This is a genomic window from Streptomyces sp. NPDC048481, from assembly GCF_043200075.1.
Taxonomy (GTDB): domain Bacteria; phylum Actinomycetota; class Actinomycetes; order Streptomycetales; family Streptomycetaceae; genus Streptomyces.
The window spans coordinates 424,507-442,933 of sequence record NZ_JBICXC010000001.1; the positions used below are offsets into that span (position 1 = coordinate 424,507).

The window sequence follows — 18,427 nt, forward strand, 5'->3', positions numbered from 1 at the left end:
GGTCACCTCCGGTACTCGGCTGCCACGGACTTGGCGGCGATGCCCTCGAAGCGGTGGTCGAAGAGCGAGGCGACGTCGAACCTCTTCACGAAGCCGCCCTCCGCGAGCAGGTCCGCGGTCTCCTGCTCCCACTTGACGGCCTCGTCCCAACTCGGCGGGAACAACGGCTTGTTGGCGAGGGCGGTGATCGACTTGGCCTGGTCCGAGGTCAGGTTCTGCGTCTTGACGAAGAACTCCTCGTTCCAGGCGTCGGGGTTCTCGTAGCTCCACACCAGGCCCTGCGCCCACTGCGGGATGAACGCGGCGACGGCGGCCGCCTTCGCCCTGTCGTTCAGCACGGATGCCGGCGCCCACAGCAGGCTGAGCAGATCCACGACGTCGGTGGTGATGACACGGGCCCCCTTGGACCCGTACTGCTTGAGATAGGCCGGCGACTGGGTGTTGCCGAGCGGGGCGATGTCCACCTGGCCCGACTGAAGCGCCGTGAGGAACTGGTTGCTGGTCAGCGGGACCAGTTTCACGTCGTCGTACTTCAGGCCGGCCTTCTTCAGCGCCCGCAGCAGGACGACGCCCTGGGCCTGGCCCTGGGAGAACGCCAGCTTCTTTCCGCGGAAGTCGTCGACGGTACGGATGTCGCTGCCCGGCTTGGTGGCGAAGACGTAGTTCGGCCTGCGGGTGATGTTGATCGCGACGATCTTCGCGTCGAAGCCCTGGTAATGCGCCTGGATCGGCGGGATGCCGGCGTTGTTGGCGAGGTCCAGGGATTTCGCGCGGAACGCGTTGATGACGTCCGGACCCGCCCCGATGTTCAGCCAGCTCGACACCTTGAAGGGCAGATCGGGCAGATGCGCCAGTTTGAGCTGCAACTCCTGCTGACCCTGGAAGGAGGCGATCTTCAGGCTCGTGCCGGCGGGCACCTGGGCGGCGAGCGGAGCGGTCGGGGCGGCCTCGCCGCCGGTGGCGGCGCTGCTCTGCGCGCAGCCGCTGAGCCCGACGGCCCCCGCGGCGGCGCCGAGCAGGGAGGTGAGGAAGAGACGCCGGTCGACGCCGGACGTAGCGCGGGAAACGGGCATGGGAGGACCCCCGGGGAAAAGGAGAGAGCCTGGCAGCGGCAACGGGAGAAAGGTGTCGGCTGCGGCAGACACAGGGCGGGCATGGCGGGCACAACGAGGCGGCGCGAGGCGCGCCGGGGCATGACGACAGGTCATGACGACAGTTCATGACGACAGGGCATGAACGGGCGCGACGGAATGCGGAAAGGGCCGGCAGAGGAAAATCGCCGAAGGGAGGAATTCACCCGCGCAGGGGCGGGGAGAATGGCGCGCTCCCGGCGCACCGGGGCGTCAGCAACAGAAAGTGCGACAGCTCATGGATAAGATTTTCCGGTCCGGGCCCGAGCCCTGTCAACATTCGGAGTTTCTGAATTAAGTCGGTAGGGGCACGGCGTCCGCGGAAAGGGTCAGCGGGTCGCGGTAGAGCACGTCCAGCGCCACCGCCCCGCCCGCCACGGCCGCCACCGAGTCCGGGAAACTGCTCGGCGAGACGGCGGCCGCGCGCTGCGCTCCCACCTCCTCGCGCAGCGCGGCCAGGCAGTCCTCCCGGAACAGCACCCCCACCTCCGTGACGACCACCCGCTCCGGATTGAGCACGTCCAGCAGCAGACCGGCCGCCCGCCCCACCATCCGCGCCCGCTCCCGCAGCAGCCGTGCCGCCACCGGGTGCCCGGCGTCCGCGGCGGCCACCACGTGCATCGGGTCCACGCCGTCGCCCACCCCCGCCTCCCGGGCCCGCCGGCACAGCGTCCGCTCGCCCAGCTCCGCCTGGAGGCAGCCGGTCCGGCCGCAGTCGCAGCGGCGCGTGCCGCCGGGCAACGGCAGATGGGCGATCGACCCGGCCTGGGAACGCGGCCCGTGATGCACCTCGTCATGCGTGGCGAAGGCCGCGTCGACCAGATTCCCGACGAACAGGTGCAGCACGCTGCGGCTGCCGCGGGCCCGTCCGAACAACCGCTCCGCGTTGACCAGCGCCCGCGCATGACCGTCGACATGGACCGGCAGCCCGGTGCGGGCGCTCATCGCCTCACGCACCGGCACGTCCCGCCAGCCCAGCAGCGGATGCTCGACGACGGTCCCCGAGTCCCGGTCCACCCACCCGCCCGCGGCCACTCCCAGCGCCAGCGGGCGGCGGCCCGGGGTCTCGTCCAGCAGCGCGGCCAGCCCGTCGCCCGCCCGCGCCAGCACCGTCGACGGTTCGAGACCGCGATGCCCCGACCTCCGCCGCGCCACCACCCGTCCGCGCAGGTCCAGCAGGGAGACGGTCGTGAAGGACGCCGCCACATGGACGCCGCCCACCACGAACCGGGAGTCGTCCAGGTCCACGGGAACGTGCGGGCGGCCCACTCCGTTGCTGCGCCGGGGCGCGTCCGCCTCCCGCAGCAGCCCGGCGCGGGCCAGTCGGGCGCAGTGATCGGTGACCGACGCGGGGGACAGCCCCGTCAGCCGGGCGATGGTGGAGCGCGCCACCGGCCCGTGCTCCAGCACGGACCGCAGGATCACGCTGGCGCTGGTACGCCGGCGGTCGCTGTCGGCGACGCGGGTGAGAGGGGAGACCAGGGCGGGGGGAGCCGCGGTACGAGGCATGGGGAACTTCCTCGGAAATCAGGAGCCGGTCCGACACTGCGCCGTCTGCGGGGCGCGGCGCGCCGGATGACCGGCTCCGCCCGCCTCACACCGCGGGGCGACAGACGGCAGTGCTCACCCGTCGCAGGTCGACATGGCGACGCGACGAGAAGTTCAGAGCCTGGGCCCGGGCAACCATGGCTCGAAGCTAGCAGCGAGGACCGGTCCTGCCCAGACGGCGACCGACGGGCGAGACGGCCGCCCACGCGAGTTGGCGGAACCCTACAGACGGCCTCCGCCGGGCCCGCGTAGTCCGCAGCACCCCACCTCAGTGACCGGCGTCACCCCGGACCGGGTGTAACCCCCAAGCTTTGTCCGAAGCCCACCAAGGCCCGACCGGACCGTTTGTCGACCGCTGACGGTGATCACGCGGACCCCGCTGGGATAGCGTCGCCGTGTCCCGATCCGTACGACCTCCGCGGAGTCCCCATGAGCACGGCCGCCGTCACCCCCTCCCGCCCCGGACAGGTCCTCGCCGACCTGCTCCCTTCCCCCACGCTGCGCGTGGGCGGGGCCGGCGCCGCCCGTGTCCGGGACGCCGCGCTCGTGCTCGGCGGCGCCGCGCTGACCGGCCTCGCCGCCCAGATCGCGGTCCCGGTCCCGGGCACCCCGGTCCCGGTGACCGGCCAGACCTTCGCCGCGCTGCTCGTCGGCACGACCCTGGGCGCCCGCCGCGGCGCCTCCTCGCTCGCCGTGTACGCGCTCGCCGGACTCGCGGGCGTGCCGTGGTTCGCCGACGGCGCCTCGGGCATCGGCGTCTCCTTCGGCTACATCCTCGGCATGATCCTCGCGACCGCCGTCGTGGGCGCCCTGGCCCGGCGCGGCGCCGACCGCTCCGTGCTGCGCATGGCGGGCACGATGCTGCTGGGCGAGGCGGTCATCTACGCCGTCGGCGTCCCGTACCTGGCCTACGCGGCCGACCTCTCCGCCTCCGCCGCCGTCGCGGCCGGCCTCACCCCCTTCCTGATCGGCGACGCCCTCAAGGCGGCCCTGGCGATGGGCCTGCTGCCCACCGCCTGGAAGCTCGTCCGGCGCTGACCGTCAGGCGGCCGCCGGGGCCGCCGTCCGGCGCGGGCCGGCGAGGAGGCGTGATCCGACGACGTCCGTCGGGTCACGCCTTCGGCGCGTCATGCCCCCTGTGCCTCACGGGGCGCGGGCCGCCGGCGGGACCACCACAGTCCGGCCGCGCCCGCCGCGAGCAGCGAGGCGCCCGCCGCGCCCAACGGGACCACGTCCCGTCCGACGCCGGTCTTCGGCAGTTCGTCCCCGCCCGGAGCCGCGGGCGCGTTGTCGGTGCCGAGCAGCAGCGGGGTGGCGGGCGCGTTCGGCGACGGGTTCGTCGTGCCGAACGGCACCGGCCCCTGCTGCCAGTACGTCTTCTTCCCGTCACTGCTCTGCACCGGCAGGCAGATCTTCCCGGCCTTGTTCAGATCGAAGGTCGCGTCGACGGCGTACGACTTCGACGCACCGGCCGCGAGAGGGCCGACGGGGCACGAGAAACCACTGTTCGACCCCGCCGGAAGGTCCTTTTTCGCGATCGCGTCGCATCCCTGCACGCTTTTGACCGTCAGCCCGTCGAAACCGACGACCAGAAGACGTATGGGCCCGCTGTCCTTGGTTCCCCCGTTCTTCACCGTCGCGGTGATCGCCGTCTTCCCGGATTCGTTGTCGACCGAGATCCTCTCCGGCAGTGTCGTGGTCGTCCGCACGCCCGCGGGCGCCGCGTCGACCGGCTTTCCCCCCTTGTCGCTGCCCGGCCCCTGGTCGTCCGCCCCGGCAGGGAAGGAAAGGATCAACACCGCCGAGAACGATGCCGCGACCAGCGGTGCGGCCACGCTCTTCGTACGACGTGAACTCATGTTCGGCCCCCTTTTGCTGCGCCTGAATTCGCAGTACTCGAAGAGGTACCACAAGATTTCTCCGCACTATGCTGGTACGGCACTAAGTGTGACTATTGTGTTTCTGAGTCCGGACGACGGCGGGGGTGCAGCGGATTGCCGGGGAATTCGGGAGACATGGGGAATCCGGGAACACCGGAAATTCCGGGGAGTGCCGGTGATTCAGGGAGCGGCGGTTTTCCCGGGTTGCTGGTGGCGAGGCGCTACCGGCTGGTCGAGAGTATCGGCCAGGGGGGAATGGGGCGCGTGTGGCGGGCCGTCGACGAGGTGCTCGACCGGCCGGTCGCGGTGAAGGAGATGCGCATCGACGGCATGGGCTCGGAGGACACCCGCACCCGCCGTGAACGCACCCTGCGCGAGGCCAGGGCGACCGCCCGCATCGACCATCCGCACGTGGTGCGCGTCTACGACGTCGTGGACGAGGGCGAACGCCTCTGGATCGTCATGGAGTTGGTCGCCGGCCGCTCCCTCGAACAGATCATGGCCGAGGACGGCCCGCTGGACCCGCGTGAGACCGCCCGCATCGGCCTCGGGCTGGTCACCGCGCTGCGCGAGGTGCACGCGAGGGGCGTGCTGCACCGGGACATCAAACCCGGCAACGTCCTGGTCGAGCACGGCGGCCGGGGAGCGGGGGAGCGGCTGGGGGACGACGGCCCCCGCGCGGGCGAGGGCGGCGGACAAGGCGACGGACGGGAGCCCGGCGACCGGCGGGGGAGCGGTGAACGGCGGGTGGTGCTCACCGACTTCGGCATCGCCGCGATCCAGGACGCCAAGGCGCTGACCATGGTCGGCATGCTGGTCGGCTCCCCCGACTACATGGCCCCCGAGCGCGTCTCCGGCCGACCGCAGGGGCCGCCCTCGGACGTGTGGTCCCTGGGTGCGACGCTGTGCGCCGCCCTGGCCGGCAACTCCCCGTTCGCCCGGAACGGCACCCTGGCCACCCTGCACGCCGTGCTCTACGAGGAGCCCCGGCTCCCGCCGGAGGCGGGGCCGTTGCACGCCGTCCTCGCCGCGCTGCTGCTCAAGGACCCCGCCGCCCGCCCCACCCTCACGGATCTGGAAGCCGTCCTCGCACCCATAGCCTTCCCGCCTCCCGCACCACCCCCGACGCCACCCCCCTCCCCGACGCCCGCCCTCACGCCGACATCGCCCCCTCCACAGCCCCAGCCCCAGCCCCCGCCTCCCGGCCCGGTCCCGGTGCCGACACCGACCCCGGTCCCGGCCCCGGTTCCGACGCTGAGGGTGCCACCGCGGCCCGCACCACAGCTCCCGCACCCTCATCCGCAACCACCTCCACCGGTGCCGCCGGCGGGAGAACCGCCCACCAGCACGCTGCTCGACTCCCGCGGGCCGGTCCCGCAGACCCCCGGAAGTCCCGCGCCGGCCCGCCCCGGCCGCCGGGCCTCCGGCGCCCTCGTCACCGTCGTCGCGGCCGTCGTCCTCGTCGTCGCCGGAGCGGTCACGGCCGTCCTGCTGGCGACGGATCCCGGTGCGCACGACGGCGGCGGGCGGACCGCGGGCGCCTCGCCCGGGCCCTCCGCGGCGGGCGGAGCCCCGGTCGGCGGTTCGGCGGCCGGCGGCGCCGCGGCCACCGGCGCAGCCCCCTCCGCGTCCCCGACGGTCGAGGGGACCTTCAGGCCGCCGAGTCTGCCCCCGGGCGCGCACCAGGAGGCGGGCGGCTTCGCCTGGGCGACGCCCCGGGGCTGGCGACGCGACGTGAAGACGGGGGCCGAGGTGCACTACACGTCCCCGGACGGCCTCCAGGAGCTGGTCGCCAAGTCCTCCCTCGCCCGCGGGGACCTGATGGACACCTGGCGGACCTCCGAGCAGAGCGCCCGCGCGGGCCGCGACTACCGCAAGATCCGCCTGGAGGAGACGACGTTCCGGGGTCTGCGTGCGGTCGTCTGGGAGTACACCTTCACCCTGAAGGGCACCCCCTGGCACGCCCGGCTCCTCGGCTTCGACGAGAACGGGAAGTCGTACCAGGTCAACACCTGGTACCAGCCCGGCGTCGAGGCGGCCGCCCTGCGGACCTACGACAAGGTCAAGGCCGGCTTCACGGTGACCTGAGCCGGGAACGGCCGAGGGGAGGAAGCCCGCTTCTGCGGGCTTCCTCCCCTCGGCCGTTCGCCCGGTCCGGGCGGCCAGGACCTCAGACCTTGGTCTCCACCGGAGCCTCGGGCCCGGCGCCGGCGGTGGCGGCGAGGGAATCCGTGCGGCCCTTGCGGCGGGCGTCCCACTGCCGCACGAAGGCGATGGCCACCACGACCGCCGCGACGAGGAGCGACAGCAGCACCGTCGTCCGCCCGCTGCTCTCGCCCTCGGTGTCGGTCAGCATGTAGCCGAGGACGAAGACGATCAGCGCGGCGGTGGCCCACGTCAGGTACGGGTACAGCCACATCTTCACGACCAGCCTCTCCGGCGCCTCCGCCTGGATGATCTTGCGCATCCGCAGCTGCGAGAAGCAGATGACCAGCCAGACGAACAGGGCCACGGCCCCGCTGGAGTTCACGAGGAAGAGGAAGACGGAGTCCGGGAACCGGTAGTTGAAGAAGACCGCCACGAACCCGAACACCACGGAGGAGACGATCGCCGCGAGCGGGACGCCCCGGCTCGTCGTCCGGGCGAAGGCCTTGGGCGCGTCGCCCCGCTCGCCGAGCGAGAAGGCCATGCGGGAGGCCGTGTAGAGACCGGAGTTGAGGCAGGACAGCACCGACGTCAGGACGATGAAGTTCATGATCTGGCCGGCGTGCGCGATGCCCAGCGAGTTCAGCGCGGCGACGTAGGAGCCCTGGTCCTTGATGGACGGGTCGTTCCACGGCAGCAGCGTGACGACGATGAAGATCGAGCCGAGGTAGAAGACGCCGATCCGCCAGATGATGCTGTTGGTCGACTTCGTCACGGCGCGCTGCGGGTTCTCGGACTCGCCGGCCGCCAGGGTCGCGATCTCGCTGCCCATGAAGGAGAAGACGACGAGCAGCACGCCGGTGAGGATGGCGCCCGGCCCGTTGGGCAGGAAGCCGCCGTGGTCGGTGAGGTTGCCCAGTCCCGCCTTGTCGCTGTCGGCGCCGGGCAGCACACCGGCGACGGCGAGCGCGCCCACGACGATGAACGCGCCGATGGCGACGACCTTGATGCCCGCGAACCAGAACTCGAACTCGCCGTAGGAGCCGACCGAGACGAGGTTGGTGGCCGTCAGCACCACCATCACGATGAGGGCCCAGCCCCATTGCGGTACGGCGGGGATCCACCCTTCGAGGATCTTCGCCCCTGCGGTGGCCTCCACCGCGAGCACGACGACCCAGAAGAACCAGTACAGCCAGCCGATGGAGAACCCGGCCCAGCGGCCGAGCGCCCGGTCGGCGTGCGCGGAGAACGAGCCGGAGGTCGGATTGGCGGCGGACATCTCCCCGAGCATGCGCATCACCAGCACCACGAGCGTGCCGACGAGAGCGTAGGACAGCAGGATGCCCGGTCCGGCGGTGGCGATGCCGGAGCTGGATCCGACGAACAGTCCCGCGCCGATGACACCGCCGATGGCGATCATCGACAGATGCCGGTTCTTGAGACCTGCCTGGAGCCCGGAACCGTTCTCTCCGGGCGCTCCAGGACCGTGTTCGGCCTTGGAGAGGGTCGGCTGCGAAGTCATGGGGAGGGTCTTCCTTTGCGCCGCGTGGGGATTCTGGTGCGTCGTGCGTGGGGGAAGCGTACGAGCCGGTCCAGTGAATCGGAGGTGAATGAATTCGGGAACCTCTGATTCGGAATCGTTACTTGAGGTTTTCCTGAGGTTCCATGGACTTGTGCGGGCTTTTCGGACGCGGCACCCGGCGCTGCTACCCCGCGCCGCGCGTGTCACACTCATCCCATGCGCGTGTATCTCGGCTCGGACCATGCCGGCTTCGAACTCAAGAATCACCTCGTCGAATGGCTCAGGGCGGCGGGCCACGACCCGGTCGACTGCGGGCCGCACATCTACGACGCCCAGGACGACTACCCGCCGTTCTGCCTCCGCGCCGCGGAGCGGACGGCCGCGGACCCCGAGGCCCTCGGCATCGTCATCGGCGGCTCCGGCAACGGCGAGCAGATCGCGGCCAACAAGGTGAAGGGCGTCCGTGCCGCCCTCGCCTGGAGCGAGGAGACCGCATCCCTCGGCCGCCAGCACAACAACGCCAACGTCGTCGCGGTCGGCGCCCGCATGCACACCCAGGACGAGGTGACCAAGTTCGTCGAGACGTTCCTGGCCACCCCGTTCTCCGAGGACGAGCGGCACATCCGCCGCATCGACATGCTCTCGGCGTACGAGACCACGGGCGACCTCCCCGAGATCCCCGCCCACCACCCCCAGCAGTAACCCGGAACCCATGCTCCGGCCGCCCCGCGCGGCGGCCGGAGCCCGGACCCGGAGCCGTCCGCCCATCCGCCCGACGGGCCGGGGCGGCGGTCAGGAAAGGAACGCGCCGGTGCCAGAAGGGCACACCATCCACCGGCTGGCACAGGACTACGCCCGTTTCGCCGGCCGCCCCCTCCAGGTGACCAGCCCCCAGGGCAGGTTCGCCGACGCCGCCGCCCTCCTCACCGGCGGCCCGCTCACCCGCACCGAGGCGCACGGCAAGCACCTCTTCCTCGGCTTCGGCGGCGAGCGGTGGATCCACATCCACCTCGGCCTCTTCGGCAAGGTCGCCTTCGGCGACGCGCCGGCGCCCCCGCCCACCGACACGGTGCGCCTGCGCCTGGCCGACCCCACCTCCTACGTGGACCTCCGGGGCCCCACGACCTGCGCCCTCATAGCGGACGCCGAGAAGCAGGCCGTGCACGCCCGACTCGGCCCGGACCCGCTGCGCGCCGACGCCGACCCGAGACGCGCCTACGCCCGCGTCTCCCGCAGCCGTACGACGATCGCCGCGCTCCTCATGGACCAGAAGGTCGTCGCCGGCGTCGGCAACGTCTACCGCGCCGAGGTCCTCTTCCGGCACGGCATCGACCCCTACCGCGCGGGCCGCACCGTCACCCCCGCCGAGTGGGAAGCGATCTGGACCGACCTCGTGGCCCTCATGCGCGAGGGCGTCCGCCACAACCGCATCGACACGGTCCGCCCGGAGCACACCCCGCAGGCGATGGGCCGCCCGCCCCGCGTCGACGACCACGGCGGCGAGGTGTACGTCTACCGCCGCACGCACCAGCCCTGCCACCTCTGCGGCGACACCGTCCGCACCGCCGGCCTCGCCGCCCGCAACCTCTTCTGGTGCCCCACCTGCCAGAAGAACTGAACCACCCGGCGGTCTCGGAGGCGCCTCAAGACCCCCGCCCCCAGGGGCCCGACGAGGGCCGGTCCCCGCCGGAAGGCCGGTCTAGAAGTTGTGGGGGAGCCAGGGCGCCGACGCCGACCCGAAGGCCACCGCCGCCTCCGCCAGCGCCCCCGAACGCAGTTCGCGCACCCGGCCGGCCTCCGCCAGTGCGGCGAGGCCCACCCCGCCGAGGTACGCCGCCCCCAACTCCCGCACCGAGAGCGCGAGATCGGGCGCATCCGCGGTGGGCGCGCAGACCGCGCCCTTGGCGTCGCCGCTCAGCCGCCAACGCCCGGTGTTCCAGGGGCAGAAGGCGTCCTCCACGTCCAAAACCACATCCACCGGCGACTGGTACGTGCGTGCCTCCAGCGCCGCGCCGACGTCCACCAGCCGCACGTACAGCGAGTCCTTCACCTGCAGTGCGCACCTGCGGACGTCGGAGACGAGATGCCGCCATCCCTCGTCCACGGGCCGGCCCCGCAGCCTCAGCGACGTGGTGAGGTCGATCCCGAACAGGAACCGCCACAACGCCGCCCGGGACAAAGCGTCCACCCCGGCCAGATCCTGCACCTGCACCTGCCCGTCGTGCCCGCTGTCCGTCCACCGCGGCAGCACCCGGAAGCGGGCGTACCCGGTGACCTCGCCGTCGCGCTCGGCGAGCACGCACTGCAACGGCGACGCGCCGCCCCGCTCGCCCTCCGGGTCGAGCAGCCCCAGCCGCTCCCAGCCCGGCCGCCGCGCCAGCATCCCCGGCCGGCCGGGCACGGTCCGCGCGTACACGCGCTCGCACGCGGCGAGTTCGGCGCCGGGGTCGGCGTACCGCACCCGCACGTCGTCCGTGCCGGCCGGGACGGACAGCCCCACCCGGACGGTGTCGATCTCGGCATGCAGGGCGAACGACGCCGCGGCGTACCCGAACCGGCCGTAGATCGCCGGGTCGGACGCGGTGAGCGCCGCCAGCGGCTCGCCCCACGCCCGCACGTCGTCCAGCTGCCGGCGCATCATCGACGTCAGCATCCCGCGCCGCCGGTGCGTCGCGCTCACCGAGACCATCGTCACGCCCGCCGCCGGCACCGCCGCCCCGCCGGGCACCGTCATCCTGAAGTCGTAGGCCCCCGCAGTCCCCACGCACGCGTCGCCGTCCCACACGCCCAGGGACCGTTCGTACGGGGTGAGCTCCCGGAACAGCTCCCGCTCCTCGGCCGCCTCCGCGACCCCGCCGAAGGCCCGCAGGAGAGTGCCGTACCACTCGTCCCATTCGTCCCGTCGCAGGTTCCGCATCCGCCCTGCCGCCTCGCTCGTCATGACCTCATGCCTAGCAGCCCCGTGCGGGACGGGCCAGGGAATTTCGCCCACCCGGCGGCGCGAGCGCTTTCCGTGACGTTCACTGTGAAGTTGAGCCTCGGAGGGGGGACAAGTGGGACCTCCCGTGCCAAGCGACGGGTTCGATGGATAGGGTCCCGAACTAATGGCAGCAGGACGACAGCGGCGCGCGGAAGCCGAGACGTTGACGGCCCGGATGAGGCACTTGTGGCACCGGGTCCGCACCGGCGTGCGCCGGAGCGCCGTGGACTACTTCCGCGGCGACGGCTCGGACTGGATCGCACTGGCCTTCCTGCTGCTCACCGTGCCGCTGATCGCCCTCACCACGCTCGCCAACTCGGTGTGGTGCTCCCCGGCCGCCCTCGTCCTGCCGATCGTCGCCGGCGGCCTGCTGCTGCGCCCGTCGAGCCTGCTCGGCCTGTACGCGGCGGCGGCCACCGCCCTCATCGTGGAGTCGGTGCGACTGGGCCCCTACACCGAGGGACCCTCCCGGGTCACGCCAGGCGTGGTGCTCGTCGTCGCCGCATGCGGTTTCTTCGGCCTGCTCATCGCCCAGTTCCGCAGCCGCGTCGGCGTGCCCTGGCGGCGCGGCGGCACCATGCTCTTCGACCTGCGCGAACGCATCCGCGTGCAGAGCAAGCTGCCCGGTCTGCCCACGGGCTGGCACCGCGAGATGGCGCTGCGGCCCGCGGGCGGCCAGTCCTTCTCCGGGGACTTCGTCGTCGCGGCCCGCACCAACGGCGGCCGCACCCTGGAGGTCGTCCTCACCGACGTCTCCGGCAAGGGTATGGACGCCGGCTCGCGCGCGCTGCTGCTGTCGGGCGCCTTCGGCGGCCTGCTCGGCTCGCTGCCGCCGCACGCCTTCCTCCCGGCCGCCAACGGCTATCTGCTGCGGCAGGACTGGGACGAGGGCTTCGCCACCTCCATCCACCTCGTCCTCGACCTCGACTCCGGCGACTACGAGCTCTACTCCGCCGGCCACCCGCCGGGCCTCCAGCTCAGCGCGGGCAGCGGCCGCTGGGAGGAGAAGGCCGCGGAGGGCCCCCTCCTCGGGGTGTACGACGGCGCCCAGTTCGACCCCGTGAAGGGCTCGCTGCGCCCCGGCGACGTGCTGATGCTCTTCACCGACGGTCTGGTGGAGACGTCCGACCGGGACATCGTCGAGGGCATCGACCGCCTCACCGGCGAAGCCGACCGCTACGTGGCCGGGGGCTTCCAGGGAGCCGCCTGGCATCTGATCGAGGCCGTGGCCAAGGACGTCAACGACGACCGGGCCCTCCTGCTGATCTGCCGCGAAGGCCCGACGGCCCTGTCCGCGCCCCTGTCCTGAACCCGGCCGGGCCGCCCGCCCGGCCCGAGCCCGTCCCGGCCCCGCGCCGAGTGTTCCGAGGGGGAACCGTCATGCTCACGCTGTCCGAGATCGAGGCCCTGGCCCGCTCCGCCCACGAGGGACAGACCGACAAGGCCGGCCGGCCCTACGCCGAGCACCTGCGCGCGGTCGCCGAGGGCGTCCGCGCGCGGGGCGGCGACACCGACCAGATCGCCGCGGCCTGGCTGCACGACGCCGTCGAGGACGACGCCCTGTCCGAGGCCTGGCTGGAGGCGGCCGACCTGAGCGACCGCACGAAGGCGGTCGTCCTCGCGGTCACCAAACGGGCGGGGGAGACGCCGCAGGCTTACGCGGCGCGCATCCTCGCCACACCGGGCGCCCTGCTGGTGAAGGAGGCGGACCTGGCGCACAACGCCGACCCGGCCCGCCTGGCCGTCCTGGACGCGCCCACCCGCACGCGGCTGACCGAGAAGTACGCGCGCATGCGCGCCCTGCTCGGCCTCCCGGATCAGCGTTCCTGAACTCCGGCGGGCTCGCGCCGCCCCGGCGCCGGAGCCGGCTCGGACGGGGACGTGTGCTCCTCCCCGCGCTCCCGCTCCGGCCGCTCGCCGTCCGGCCGCTGCCGGGCGCGCTCACGGGCGAGTTCGGCGGCGTTCGGCTTGAAGGCCCAGGCCATCTTCGGTTCCATCACGAAGCGGAAGACCCGCCGCACGGGCGGGGTGCACAGCGCGGTGACGGCCGCGGCGATCGCGACGCTGACGGCGATCTCGCCCAGCGGCCCGTGCAGTGCCGGACGGTCGAACCAGCCGCGGTAGTCGGCGCCCTTGATCAGGAAGCCGTGCAGCAGATAGCCGTACAGCGTGCCCGCGCCGAGCACGGTGAACCACATCCTGCGCCCCGGCACCCAGGAGAAGAAGCACGCCGTCAGCAGCAGCGAGCAGCCGAGCAGCGCGAGCTGCATGAGAGGGCCCACCCACCAGGGCTGGCCCAACTCCTGTGCGGCGGACCGGTGGTAGAGCCACCCGGTGTCCACCTTCGACACCGCCCACCAGCAGAAGGCCAGGGAGAGGGCGAACACCGGGACCGCCGCGATCCGCACCGAGCGGCGGCGGACCAGCCGGAAGTGCTCGGGACGCAGGCACAGGCCGAGCACGAAGTACGGCAGGAACTGAAGGACGCGCTGGAGGTCCAGGTCGCCGCCGAAGCGGGGGGTGAGGGAGGCCAGCATCGCGATGGCCAGCGCGACGGGGAGGGGGTGGCGCAGCGTCTTCCAGATCGGGGTGGTCAGCCGCCAGATGAACAGCGCGCACAGGAACCAGGTCAGGTAGTACGGGTCGAGGAGCGTGATGGCGGCCTGCGGGTCGTGGTCGACGACTCGCTTGAACAGCGGATACGCGCTCTCGAACACGACGTACGGCACGGCGACCCCGGTGACCAGCCGCTTCAGCCGCGCGGGGCTGCCGTCGAAGCTGCGCGAGAAGAACCCGGAGACGACGATGAACGCCGGCATGTGGAACGTGTACACGAGCATGTACGCGGCCTGGAGCACCCGGCTGTCGCCCTTGAGCGGCTCCCAGGAGTGCCCCAGCGCCACCAGGACGATAGCCAGGTACTTGGCGTTGTCGAAGAAGGCGTCACGCTGCGCGCCGGGCCGCGGCGACGGCTGCTCGGCGGATCCGTGCCCGGGGCGGCCGGAGCCGGAACGGCCGGGGGAACGGTCGTCGTGTTCGTCCTGTGGACCGTTGTGCTGATCGTTCGGGTTCCTGGTCGAGCGGGAGCCCGGAACGAGAGACGAGGCGGCGTGGAACATTCGATGCACCCTAGCCGCGTGCCCGCTTATTCGTAAAACACCCCTGGTCATTCCGCGTTATTCGCTGTTCGGGCGTGTGAGCGATCGCGACGGATCGACGTCTGACCGACCGTGATGTCACGATTCATCCCGATGAAAAGGTGCATAACGCCGGTTGTGGGACCGTAGTTGACGTGACAACCGTCATTATTCGAATTCCCTGCGGACACATTGTGCGGACCGGGAAACGGGCCGCCCCAATTCCCGTGCGGACGCGGCCTCGAATTGCCGTACGGCGCGACGGCGGCCGCCGACGGCCGCGCGATGATGCGTCACGGGCCGCATAGGGAGGCCGGGTTGGTGGCACGATGGTCTCGGGAGTGCGGACCGACCGAGGGCGTGTGATCAGTTGTGGCCATTTCACTGTCAGTGGTGCTGCTTTTGGCGATCATTCTGGTCGTGCTGATCCGAGGGGGATCGATCAAGGCCGGCCCGGCCATCGTCGCCATCCTGTTCGGCTTCTTCCTCGCCTCGACCGGCATGGCCCCGTCGATCAACAGATTCCTCAACTCCCTCGCCGACACGATCAATTCGATCAGCTTCTGAGGCGGGGGACCGCGCCCCCGGCCGTGACGAGGACCGGCCGGGAACCGAACGGCGAAGGCGCGGCGGCGAGGCGCGGTGATGTGCGGTGATGTGCGGTGCGCGCGCCGACGCGCTCAACCGCAGGCGCACCCCGCGTTCGCCGGGGCCTCCGGTGCGGTGGCCCGGTTGCTGCGGCAGCGGTCGCCGGTGGCGTCGGGGCCGGTGCTGCGGCCGAGCGTGTCCGCGTCGGCCTTGACAACGTAGACCTCCCAGGGCTCCCGCCCCGGACCGTGGACCCACACAGCTTGAGCGGGGGCTCGGTGACGGCGAAGTTGGCGTAGCCCTCGCGCCGCTTGGCCGGTTCGGCGCCGAACGGCTTCGTGTAGAAGGCGATCGACGCGTCGAGGTCGCTGACGCGCAGGGCGAGCTGAACACGGGACATGACACGACTCCCCACTGATTGCATTGATGGCTGTCGATATAGAGCTTGCGCCTTGGATCGAAAAAAACGTCAACATAGAGGAATGTCGAAGCAAGATCCCGTGATGATCGCCGGGGACGACGGGCCCGCCGACTGCTGCGCCCCCCTGTCGACCGCCCCCGTGGACGAGGCCCGGGCGGCCGGGCTGGCGAAGATCTTCAAGGCGCTGGGCGACTCGGTCCGCCTGCGTCTGCTGTCGATGATCGCCTCGCGGTCGGGCGGCGAGGTCTGCGTGTGCGATCTGACCCCCGCCTTCGACCTGTCGCAGCCGACGATCTCCCACCACCTCAAACTGCTCCGCCAGGCCGGTCTCATCGACTGCGAGCGCCGCGGCACCTGGGTCTACTACTGGGCGCTGCCCGACGTGCTGGACCGGCTGTCCGCGTTCCTGGCGACGCCCGAGGCTGCCGGGGCGCCCGCGTGAACGCACCGCCCGCCGTGGCGTCCGCACGATCCAGCCCGGCAAAGCACCTGAGGGCTGCATGACAAGGTTCTAGGCTGGCTGCGGCAGAACATGGGGGAAAGGGGCAGCCGGTGGACTGGTTCTGGTGGGTTCTCATCGTCTTCTGGACGGGCGGTTTCGCCTGGGTGGCCGACAACGTCCGCACCGCGCTGCGTCATCGCCACGAGCGCAAGCTCCAGTTGCTGGAGGCGGCGAAGCAGGAGCGGCTGGCCGTCGAGGCGGCGCACAGGTCGCCCGAGCCGGTGTGCGGGTGCACGCACCACCTCGCCAAGCACGACAAGCAGGGCCGGTGCCACGAACGCGTCGAGGTGCCCACGGCCTGGGACGAGAACAAGAAGCCGCTGCGCTACGAGGCCGGCGTGTGCAACTGCCAGCAGTACGTGGGACCGCAGCCCCTGTCGCAGGTCTTCGCCGAGGAACTGACTGACCGCGCCTGAACGAGACCGCCCCCGCCGGCCCGCGGTGGCGGCGGCCCTGGAACGGCGGAGGGCCAGGCCCGAGGAAACACCCTCCGACCTGGCCCTACGCATTTCAGAGCGGGCGACGGGAATCGAACCCGCGTAGCTAGTTTGGAAGACTAGTGCTCTACCATTGAGCTACGCCCGCACACGACGCGCCGCAGGTCAGCGACCGCGGCACTGCAGGCATCGTAGCGGGTCCGGGGCCGGTGTCGCACACCGCCTTTTTCCGCTCCCGCCGCCGTCCGCCCGAGGGCTCGGTGAATGCGGCGGCCGGAGAGCCTGCGGGCATGTACCCTACGTGTCGCACCAGACGGGGTGTGGCGCAGCTTGGTAGCGCGTCCGCTTTGGGAGCGGAAGGCCGTGGGTTCAAATCCCGCCACCCCGACCACCGACCTCGGTCGCCGCCGACCGATCCCGACCGCCTCCGCGGCCACCTCGCTTGATCGCCTTTGGGGCGTGTCGTCGCTGCCGTTACTATGCAAGCTGCACGCCCGTGCGTCCTCATTCTCTGAAGTCCTCCGGGCGGCGAATCCGTCGGAGCCGGTCTGGCTCCGGCAGAAACCAAGAAGTCAGCCCCCAAGGAGACCGAACCGTGAAGAGCGCCGTGGAGACCCTGAACCCGACCCGGGTTCGGCTCAGCATCGAGGTGCCCTTCGAGGAGCTCAAGGACAGCCTCGACGCGGCGTACAAGAAGATCAACCAGCAGGTCACGGTGAAGGGCTTCCGCAAGGGCAAGATCCCCGCCCGGGTCATCGACCAGCGCTTCGGCCGTGGCGCCGTGCTGGAGGAGGCCGTCAACGACGCGCTGCCGAAGTTCTACACGGAGGCGGTCAACGAGGCGGAGATCGACGTCCTCGGTCAGCCCGAGGTCGACATCACGGAGCTGAAGGACGGCGAGACGCTGAACTTCACCGCCGAGGTCGACATCCGTCCGTCCCTGGAGCTCCCCGAGGACTTCTCCTCCATCGAGGTCGAGGTCGACGCCGTCGAGGTCACCGACGAGGACGTCGACAAGTCGGTCGAGCAGCTCCGCGAGCGCTTCGCCTCGACCTCCCCGGTCGAGCGCGCCGCCGAGGACGGCGACGTCGTGACGGTGGACCTGGAGGCCAAGGTCGACGGCGAGGTCCTGGAGGACGGCGTCGCGAGCGGCGTCTCCTACACCATCGGCTCCGGTGAGCTGCTGGAAGGCATCGACGAGGCCGTCAAGGGCCTGGAGGCCGGTGGCGAGACCACCTTCACCTCCGAGCTGAAGGGCGGCTCCGCGGCCGGCAAGGAGGCCGAGGTCACCGTCAAGGTCACCCAGGTCGCCGCCCGCGAGCTCCCCGCGCTGGACGACGAGTTCGCGCAGCTCGCCTCCGAGTTCGACACCCTCGACGAGCTGAAGGCCGACAGCCGCAAGCGCCTCGAGAACATGAAGCAGTACGACCAGGCCACGCAGGCCCAGGAGCGCGTCCTGGAGAAGCTGCTGGAGCTCGTCGAGGTGCCCGTCCCCGAGAAGCTCCTCGAGGACGAGGTCAACACCCGCAAGCACAACCTGGAGCACCACCAGCTCGGTCAGATGGGCCTCGACCTCGACAAGTACCTGGAGATCCAGGGCAAGTCCGCCGAGGAGTTCGAGACCGAGACCCGTGAGGCCGCGGTCAAGGGCATCAAGACCCAGTTCGTGCTCGACGAGCTCGTCAAGCGCGAGAAGCTGAACGTCAACCAGGAGGAGCTCACCGAGCACCTCATGCGCCGCGCCGCCTCCTCCGGCATGTCCCCCGACCAGTTCGCCCAGGCGGTCGTCGAGGGCGGTCAGGTCCCGCTGCTGGTCGGCGAGGTCGCCCGCGGCAAGGCGCTGGCCACGGTCGTGGAGTCCGCCACGGTGAAGGACACCAACGGCGAGGTCATCGACCTCGACGACGAGGACGACGAGACCGGCGCCGAGGGCGCCGAGGGCGCCGAGTCCGCGGAGGCCGCCGCCGAGGCGGACACCTCCGAGGAGAAGAACGAGGGCTGAAAAGCCTCGCGTCGCCTCTGACGCAGACATGAACAGACATGAGGGGCCCCGGACGGACATCCGTCCGGGGCCCCTCATGCCGTGCGTGACGCCGTGCGCGCGTCCGTCCGCGTCCGCGGCGCCGCGGGACCCGTG

17 protein-coding genes, 2 tRNA genes and 1 pseudogene are annotated in these 18,427 nt (G+C 71.5%); 11 read left to right on the forward strand and 9 right to left on the reverse strand.

The genetic code is table 11. From position 1 onward, the window contains the following. Positions 1–2: 2 nt before the first annotated feature. The 3 genes from ACGFSH_RS01790 to ACGFSH_RS01800 form a co-directional block, all read right to left on the reverse strand. A complete protein-coding gene (locus ACGFSH_RS01790; RefSeq protein ID WP_393343936.1) occupies positions 3–1,073 on the reverse strand; it encodes an ABC transporter substrate-binding protein in 1,071 nt (356 codons plus the stop codon). A 351-nt stretch (positions 1,074–1,424) separates the two neighbouring features. Further along, the gene (locus ACGFSH_RS01795; RefSeq protein WP_393343938.1) at positions 1,425–2,639 is read right to left on the reverse strand and encodes an ROK family protein; all 1,215 of its coding nucleotides are present in this window, start codon (positions 2,637–2,639) and stop codon (positions 1,425–1,427) included. An 85-nt stretch (positions 2,640–2,724) separates the two neighbouring features. Continuing rightward, positions 2,725–2,817: a putative leader peptide gene (locus ACGFSH_RS01800; RefSeq protein ID WP_393343940.1), complete on the reverse strand. Its 93-nt coding sequence runs from the start codon at positions 2,815–2,817 to the stop codon at positions 2,725–2,727. Between the two features lie 290 nt (positions 2,818–3,107). Between ACGFSH_RS01800 and ACGFSH_RS01805 the strand changes: the two genes are divergently transcribed. Beyond that, a complete protein-coding gene (locus ACGFSH_RS01805) occupies positions 3,108–3,716 on the forward strand; it encodes a biotin transporter BioY (protein ID WP_393343942.1) in 609 nt (202 codons plus the stop codon). Between the two features lie 89 nt (positions 3,717–3,805). Here the strand turns inward: ACGFSH_RS01805 and ACGFSH_RS01810 are convergent, their stop codons facing one another. Then, a complete protein-coding gene (locus ACGFSH_RS01810) occupies positions 3,806–4,537 on the reverse strand; it encodes an LPXTG cell wall anchor domain-containing protein (protein ID WP_393343944.1) in 732 nt (243 codons plus the stop codon). 156 nt (positions 4,538–4,693) lie between these two features. Here ACGFSH_RS01810 and ACGFSH_RS01815 point away from each other — a divergent pair, with 156 nt between their 5' ends. Beyond that, positions 4,694–6,646 (forward strand): serine/threonine-protein kinase, encoded by a 1,953-nt coding sequence (locus ACGFSH_RS01815; protein ID WP_393343946.1) that lies wholly within the window; start codon positions 4,694–4,696, stop codon positions 6,644–6,646. 82 nt (positions 6,647–6,728) lie between these two features. Here ACGFSH_RS01815 and ACGFSH_RS01820 read toward each other — a convergent pair whose 3' ends face one another. Beyond that, on the reverse strand, positions 6,729–8,225 hold the full coding sequence (locus ACGFSH_RS01820; protein ID WP_393343948.1) for an amino acid permease: 1,497 nt from the start codon (positions 8,223–8,225) through the stop codon (positions 6,729–6,731). A 216-nt stretch (positions 8,226–8,441) separates the two neighbouring features. Here ACGFSH_RS01820 and ACGFSH_RS01825 point away from each other — a divergent pair, with 216 nt between their 5' ends. Together ACGFSH_RS01825 and ACGFSH_RS01830 are read left to right on the forward strand one after the other, a co-directional pair. Beyond that, on the forward strand, positions 8,442–8,927 hold the full coding sequence (locus ACGFSH_RS01825) for a ribose-5-phosphate isomerase (protein WP_329409895.1): 486 nt from the start codon (positions 8,442–8,444) through the stop codon (positions 8,925–8,927). Positions 8,928–9,036: 109 nt separating this feature from the next. Beyond that, positions 9,037–9,843: an Fpg/Nei family DNA glycosylase gene (locus ACGFSH_RS01830; protein WP_393343951.1), complete on the forward strand. Its 807-nt coding sequence runs from the start codon at positions 9,037–9,039 to the stop codon at positions 9,841–9,843. 81 nt (positions 9,844–9,924) lie between these two features. Here ACGFSH_RS01830 and ACGFSH_RS01835 read toward each other — a convergent pair whose 3' ends face one another. Beyond that, entirely contained in the window at positions 9,925–11,166 is a 1,242-nt protein-coding gene (locus tag ACGFSH_RS01835; RefSeq protein ID WP_393343953.1) for a GNAT family N-acetyltransferase, read from the reverse strand. A 163-nt stretch (positions 11,167–11,329) separates the two neighbouring features. Between ACGFSH_RS01835 and ACGFSH_RS01840 the strand changes: the two genes are divergently transcribed. Beyond that, positions 11,330–12,514: a PP2C family protein-serine/threonine phosphatase gene (locus ACGFSH_RS01840; RefSeq protein ID WP_393343955.1), complete on the forward strand. Its 1,185-nt coding sequence runs from the start codon at positions 11,330–11,332 to the stop codon at positions 12,512–12,514. Positions 12,515–12,585: 71 nt separating this feature from the next. Continuing rightward, positions 12,586–13,035: an HD domain-containing protein gene (locus ACGFSH_RS01845; RefSeq protein ID WP_393343957.1), complete on the forward strand. Its 450-nt coding sequence runs from the start codon at positions 12,586–12,588 to the stop codon at positions 13,033–13,035. Here ACGFSH_RS01845 and ACGFSH_RS01850 read toward each other — a convergent pair. After that, positions 13,023–14,324, reverse strand: coding sequence for an acyltransferase family protein (locus ACGFSH_RS01850; protein ID WP_393343959.1), 1,302 nt, complete (start codon positions 14,322–14,324; stop codon positions 13,023–13,025). The two genes, ACGFSH_RS01845 and ACGFSH_RS01850, sit on opposite strands and share 13 nt — an antisense overlap. A 390-nt stretch (positions 14,325–14,714) precedes the next feature. Here ACGFSH_RS01850 and ACGFSH_RS01855 point away from each other — a divergent pair, with 390 nt between their 5' ends. After that, on the forward strand, positions 14,715–14,909 hold the full coding sequence (locus tag ACGFSH_RS01855; RefSeq protein WP_108999428.1) for a hypothetical protein: 195 nt from the start codon (positions 14,715–14,717) through the stop codon (positions 14,907–14,909). 113 nt (positions 14,910–15,022) lie between these two features. Here ACGFSH_RS01855 and ACGFSH_RS01860 read toward each other — a convergent pair. Continuing rightward, positions 15,023–15,330 (reverse strand): annotated as a pseudogene (locus ACGFSH_RS01860) (VOC family protein). A gap of 82 nt (positions 15,331–15,412) precedes the next feature. On the opposite strand from ACGFSH_RS01860, the gene ACGFSH_RS01865 reads away from it, so the two are divergent. Both ACGFSH_RS01865 and ACGFSH_RS01870 read left to right on the forward strand, forming a co-directional pair. Continuing rightward, positions 15,413–15,793, forward strand: coding sequence for an ArsR/SmtB family transcription factor (locus tag ACGFSH_RS01865; protein ID WP_393343962.1), 381 nt, complete (start codon positions 15,413–15,415; stop codon positions 15,791–15,793). Between the two features lie 110 nt (positions 15,794–15,903). Beyond that, positions 15,904–16,269, forward strand: a complete 366-nt coding sequence (locus ACGFSH_RS01870) for a hypothetical protein (RefSeq protein WP_393343964.1) — start codon at positions 15,904–15,906, stop codon at positions 16,267–16,269. 98 nt (positions 16,270–16,367) lie between these two features. On the opposite strand, the gene ACGFSH_RS01875 is transcribed toward ACGFSH_RS01870, so the two are convergent. Beyond that, positions 16,368–16,438 (reverse strand) — tRNA-Gly (locus tag ACGFSH_RS01875). 166 nt (positions 16,439–16,604) lie between these two features. Between ACGFSH_RS01875 and ACGFSH_RS01880 the strand changes: the two genes are divergently transcribed. Together ACGFSH_RS01880 and tig are read left to right on the forward strand one after the other, a co-directional pair. Continuing rightward, positions 16,605–16,681, forward strand: a tRNA-Pro gene (locus ACGFSH_RS01880). A 204-nt stretch (positions 16,682–16,885) separates the two neighbouring features. Next, positions 16,886–18,292 (forward strand): trigger factor, encoded by a 1,407-nt coding sequence (gene tig, locus ACGFSH_RS01885; protein ID WP_393343966.1) that lies wholly within the window; start codon positions 16,886–16,888, stop codon positions 18,290–18,292. Positions 18,293–18,427 lie beyond the last annotated feature (135 nt).

What these genes read in the sequence shown, in the direction of transcription:
- ACGFSH_RS01790 (WP_393343936.1), bottom strand. Translation starts at nt 1,073, where the DNA reads ATGCCCGTTTCCCGCGCTACGTCCGGCGTCGACCGGCGTCTCTTCCTC.
- ACGFSH_RS01795 (WP_393343938.1), bottom strand. Translation starts at nt 2,639, where the DNA reads ATGCCTCGTACCGCGGCTCCCCCCGCCCTGGTCTCCCCTCTCACCCGC.
- ACGFSH_RS01800 (WP_393343940.1), bottom strand. Translation starts at nt 2,817, where the DNA reads ATGGTTGCCCGGGCCCAGGCTCTGAACTTCTCGTCGCGTCGCCATGTC.
- ACGFSH_RS01805 (WP_393343942.1), top strand. Translation starts at nt 3,108, where the DNA reads ATGAGCACGGCCGCCGTCACCCCCTCCCGCCCCGGACAGGTCCTCGCC.
- ACGFSH_RS01810 (WP_393343944.1), bottom strand. Translation starts at nt 4,537, where the DNA reads ATGAGTTCACGTCGTACGAAGAGCGTGGCCGCACCGCTGGTCGCGGCA.
- ACGFSH_RS01815 (WP_393343946.1), top strand. Translation starts at nt 4,694, where the DNA reads ATGGGGAATCCGGGAACACCGGAAATTCCGGGGAGTGCCGGTGATTCA.
- ACGFSH_RS01820 (WP_393343948.1), bottom strand. Translation starts at nt 8,225, where the DNA reads ATGACTTCGCAGCCGACCCTCTCCAAGGCCGAACACGGTCCTGGAGCG.
- ACGFSH_RS01825 (WP_329409895.1), top strand. Translation starts at nt 8,442, where the DNA reads ATGCGCGTGTATCTCGGCTCGGACCATGCCGGCTTCGAACTCAAGAAT.
- ACGFSH_RS01835 (WP_393343953.1), bottom strand. Translation starts at nt 11,166, where the DNA reads ATGACGAGCGAGGCGGCAGGGCGGATGCGGAACCTGCGACGGGACGAA.
- ACGFSH_RS01840 (WP_393343955.1), top strand. Translation starts at nt 11,330, where the DNA reads ATGGCAGCAGGACGACAGCGGCGCGCGGAAGCCGAGACGTTGACGGCC.
- ACGFSH_RS01845 (WP_393343957.1), top strand. Translation starts at nt 12,586, where the DNA reads ATGCTCACGCTGTCCGAGATCGAGGCCCTGGCCCGCTCCGCCCACGAG.
- ACGFSH_RS01850 (WP_393343959.1), bottom strand. Translation starts at nt 14,324, where the DNA reads ATGTTCCACGCCGCCTCGTCTCTCGTTCCGGGCTCCCGCTCGACCAGG.
- ACGFSH_RS01865 (WP_393343962.1), top strand. Translation starts at nt 15,413, where the DNA reads ATGTCGAAGCAAGATCCCGTGATGATCGCCGGGGACGACGGGCCCGCC.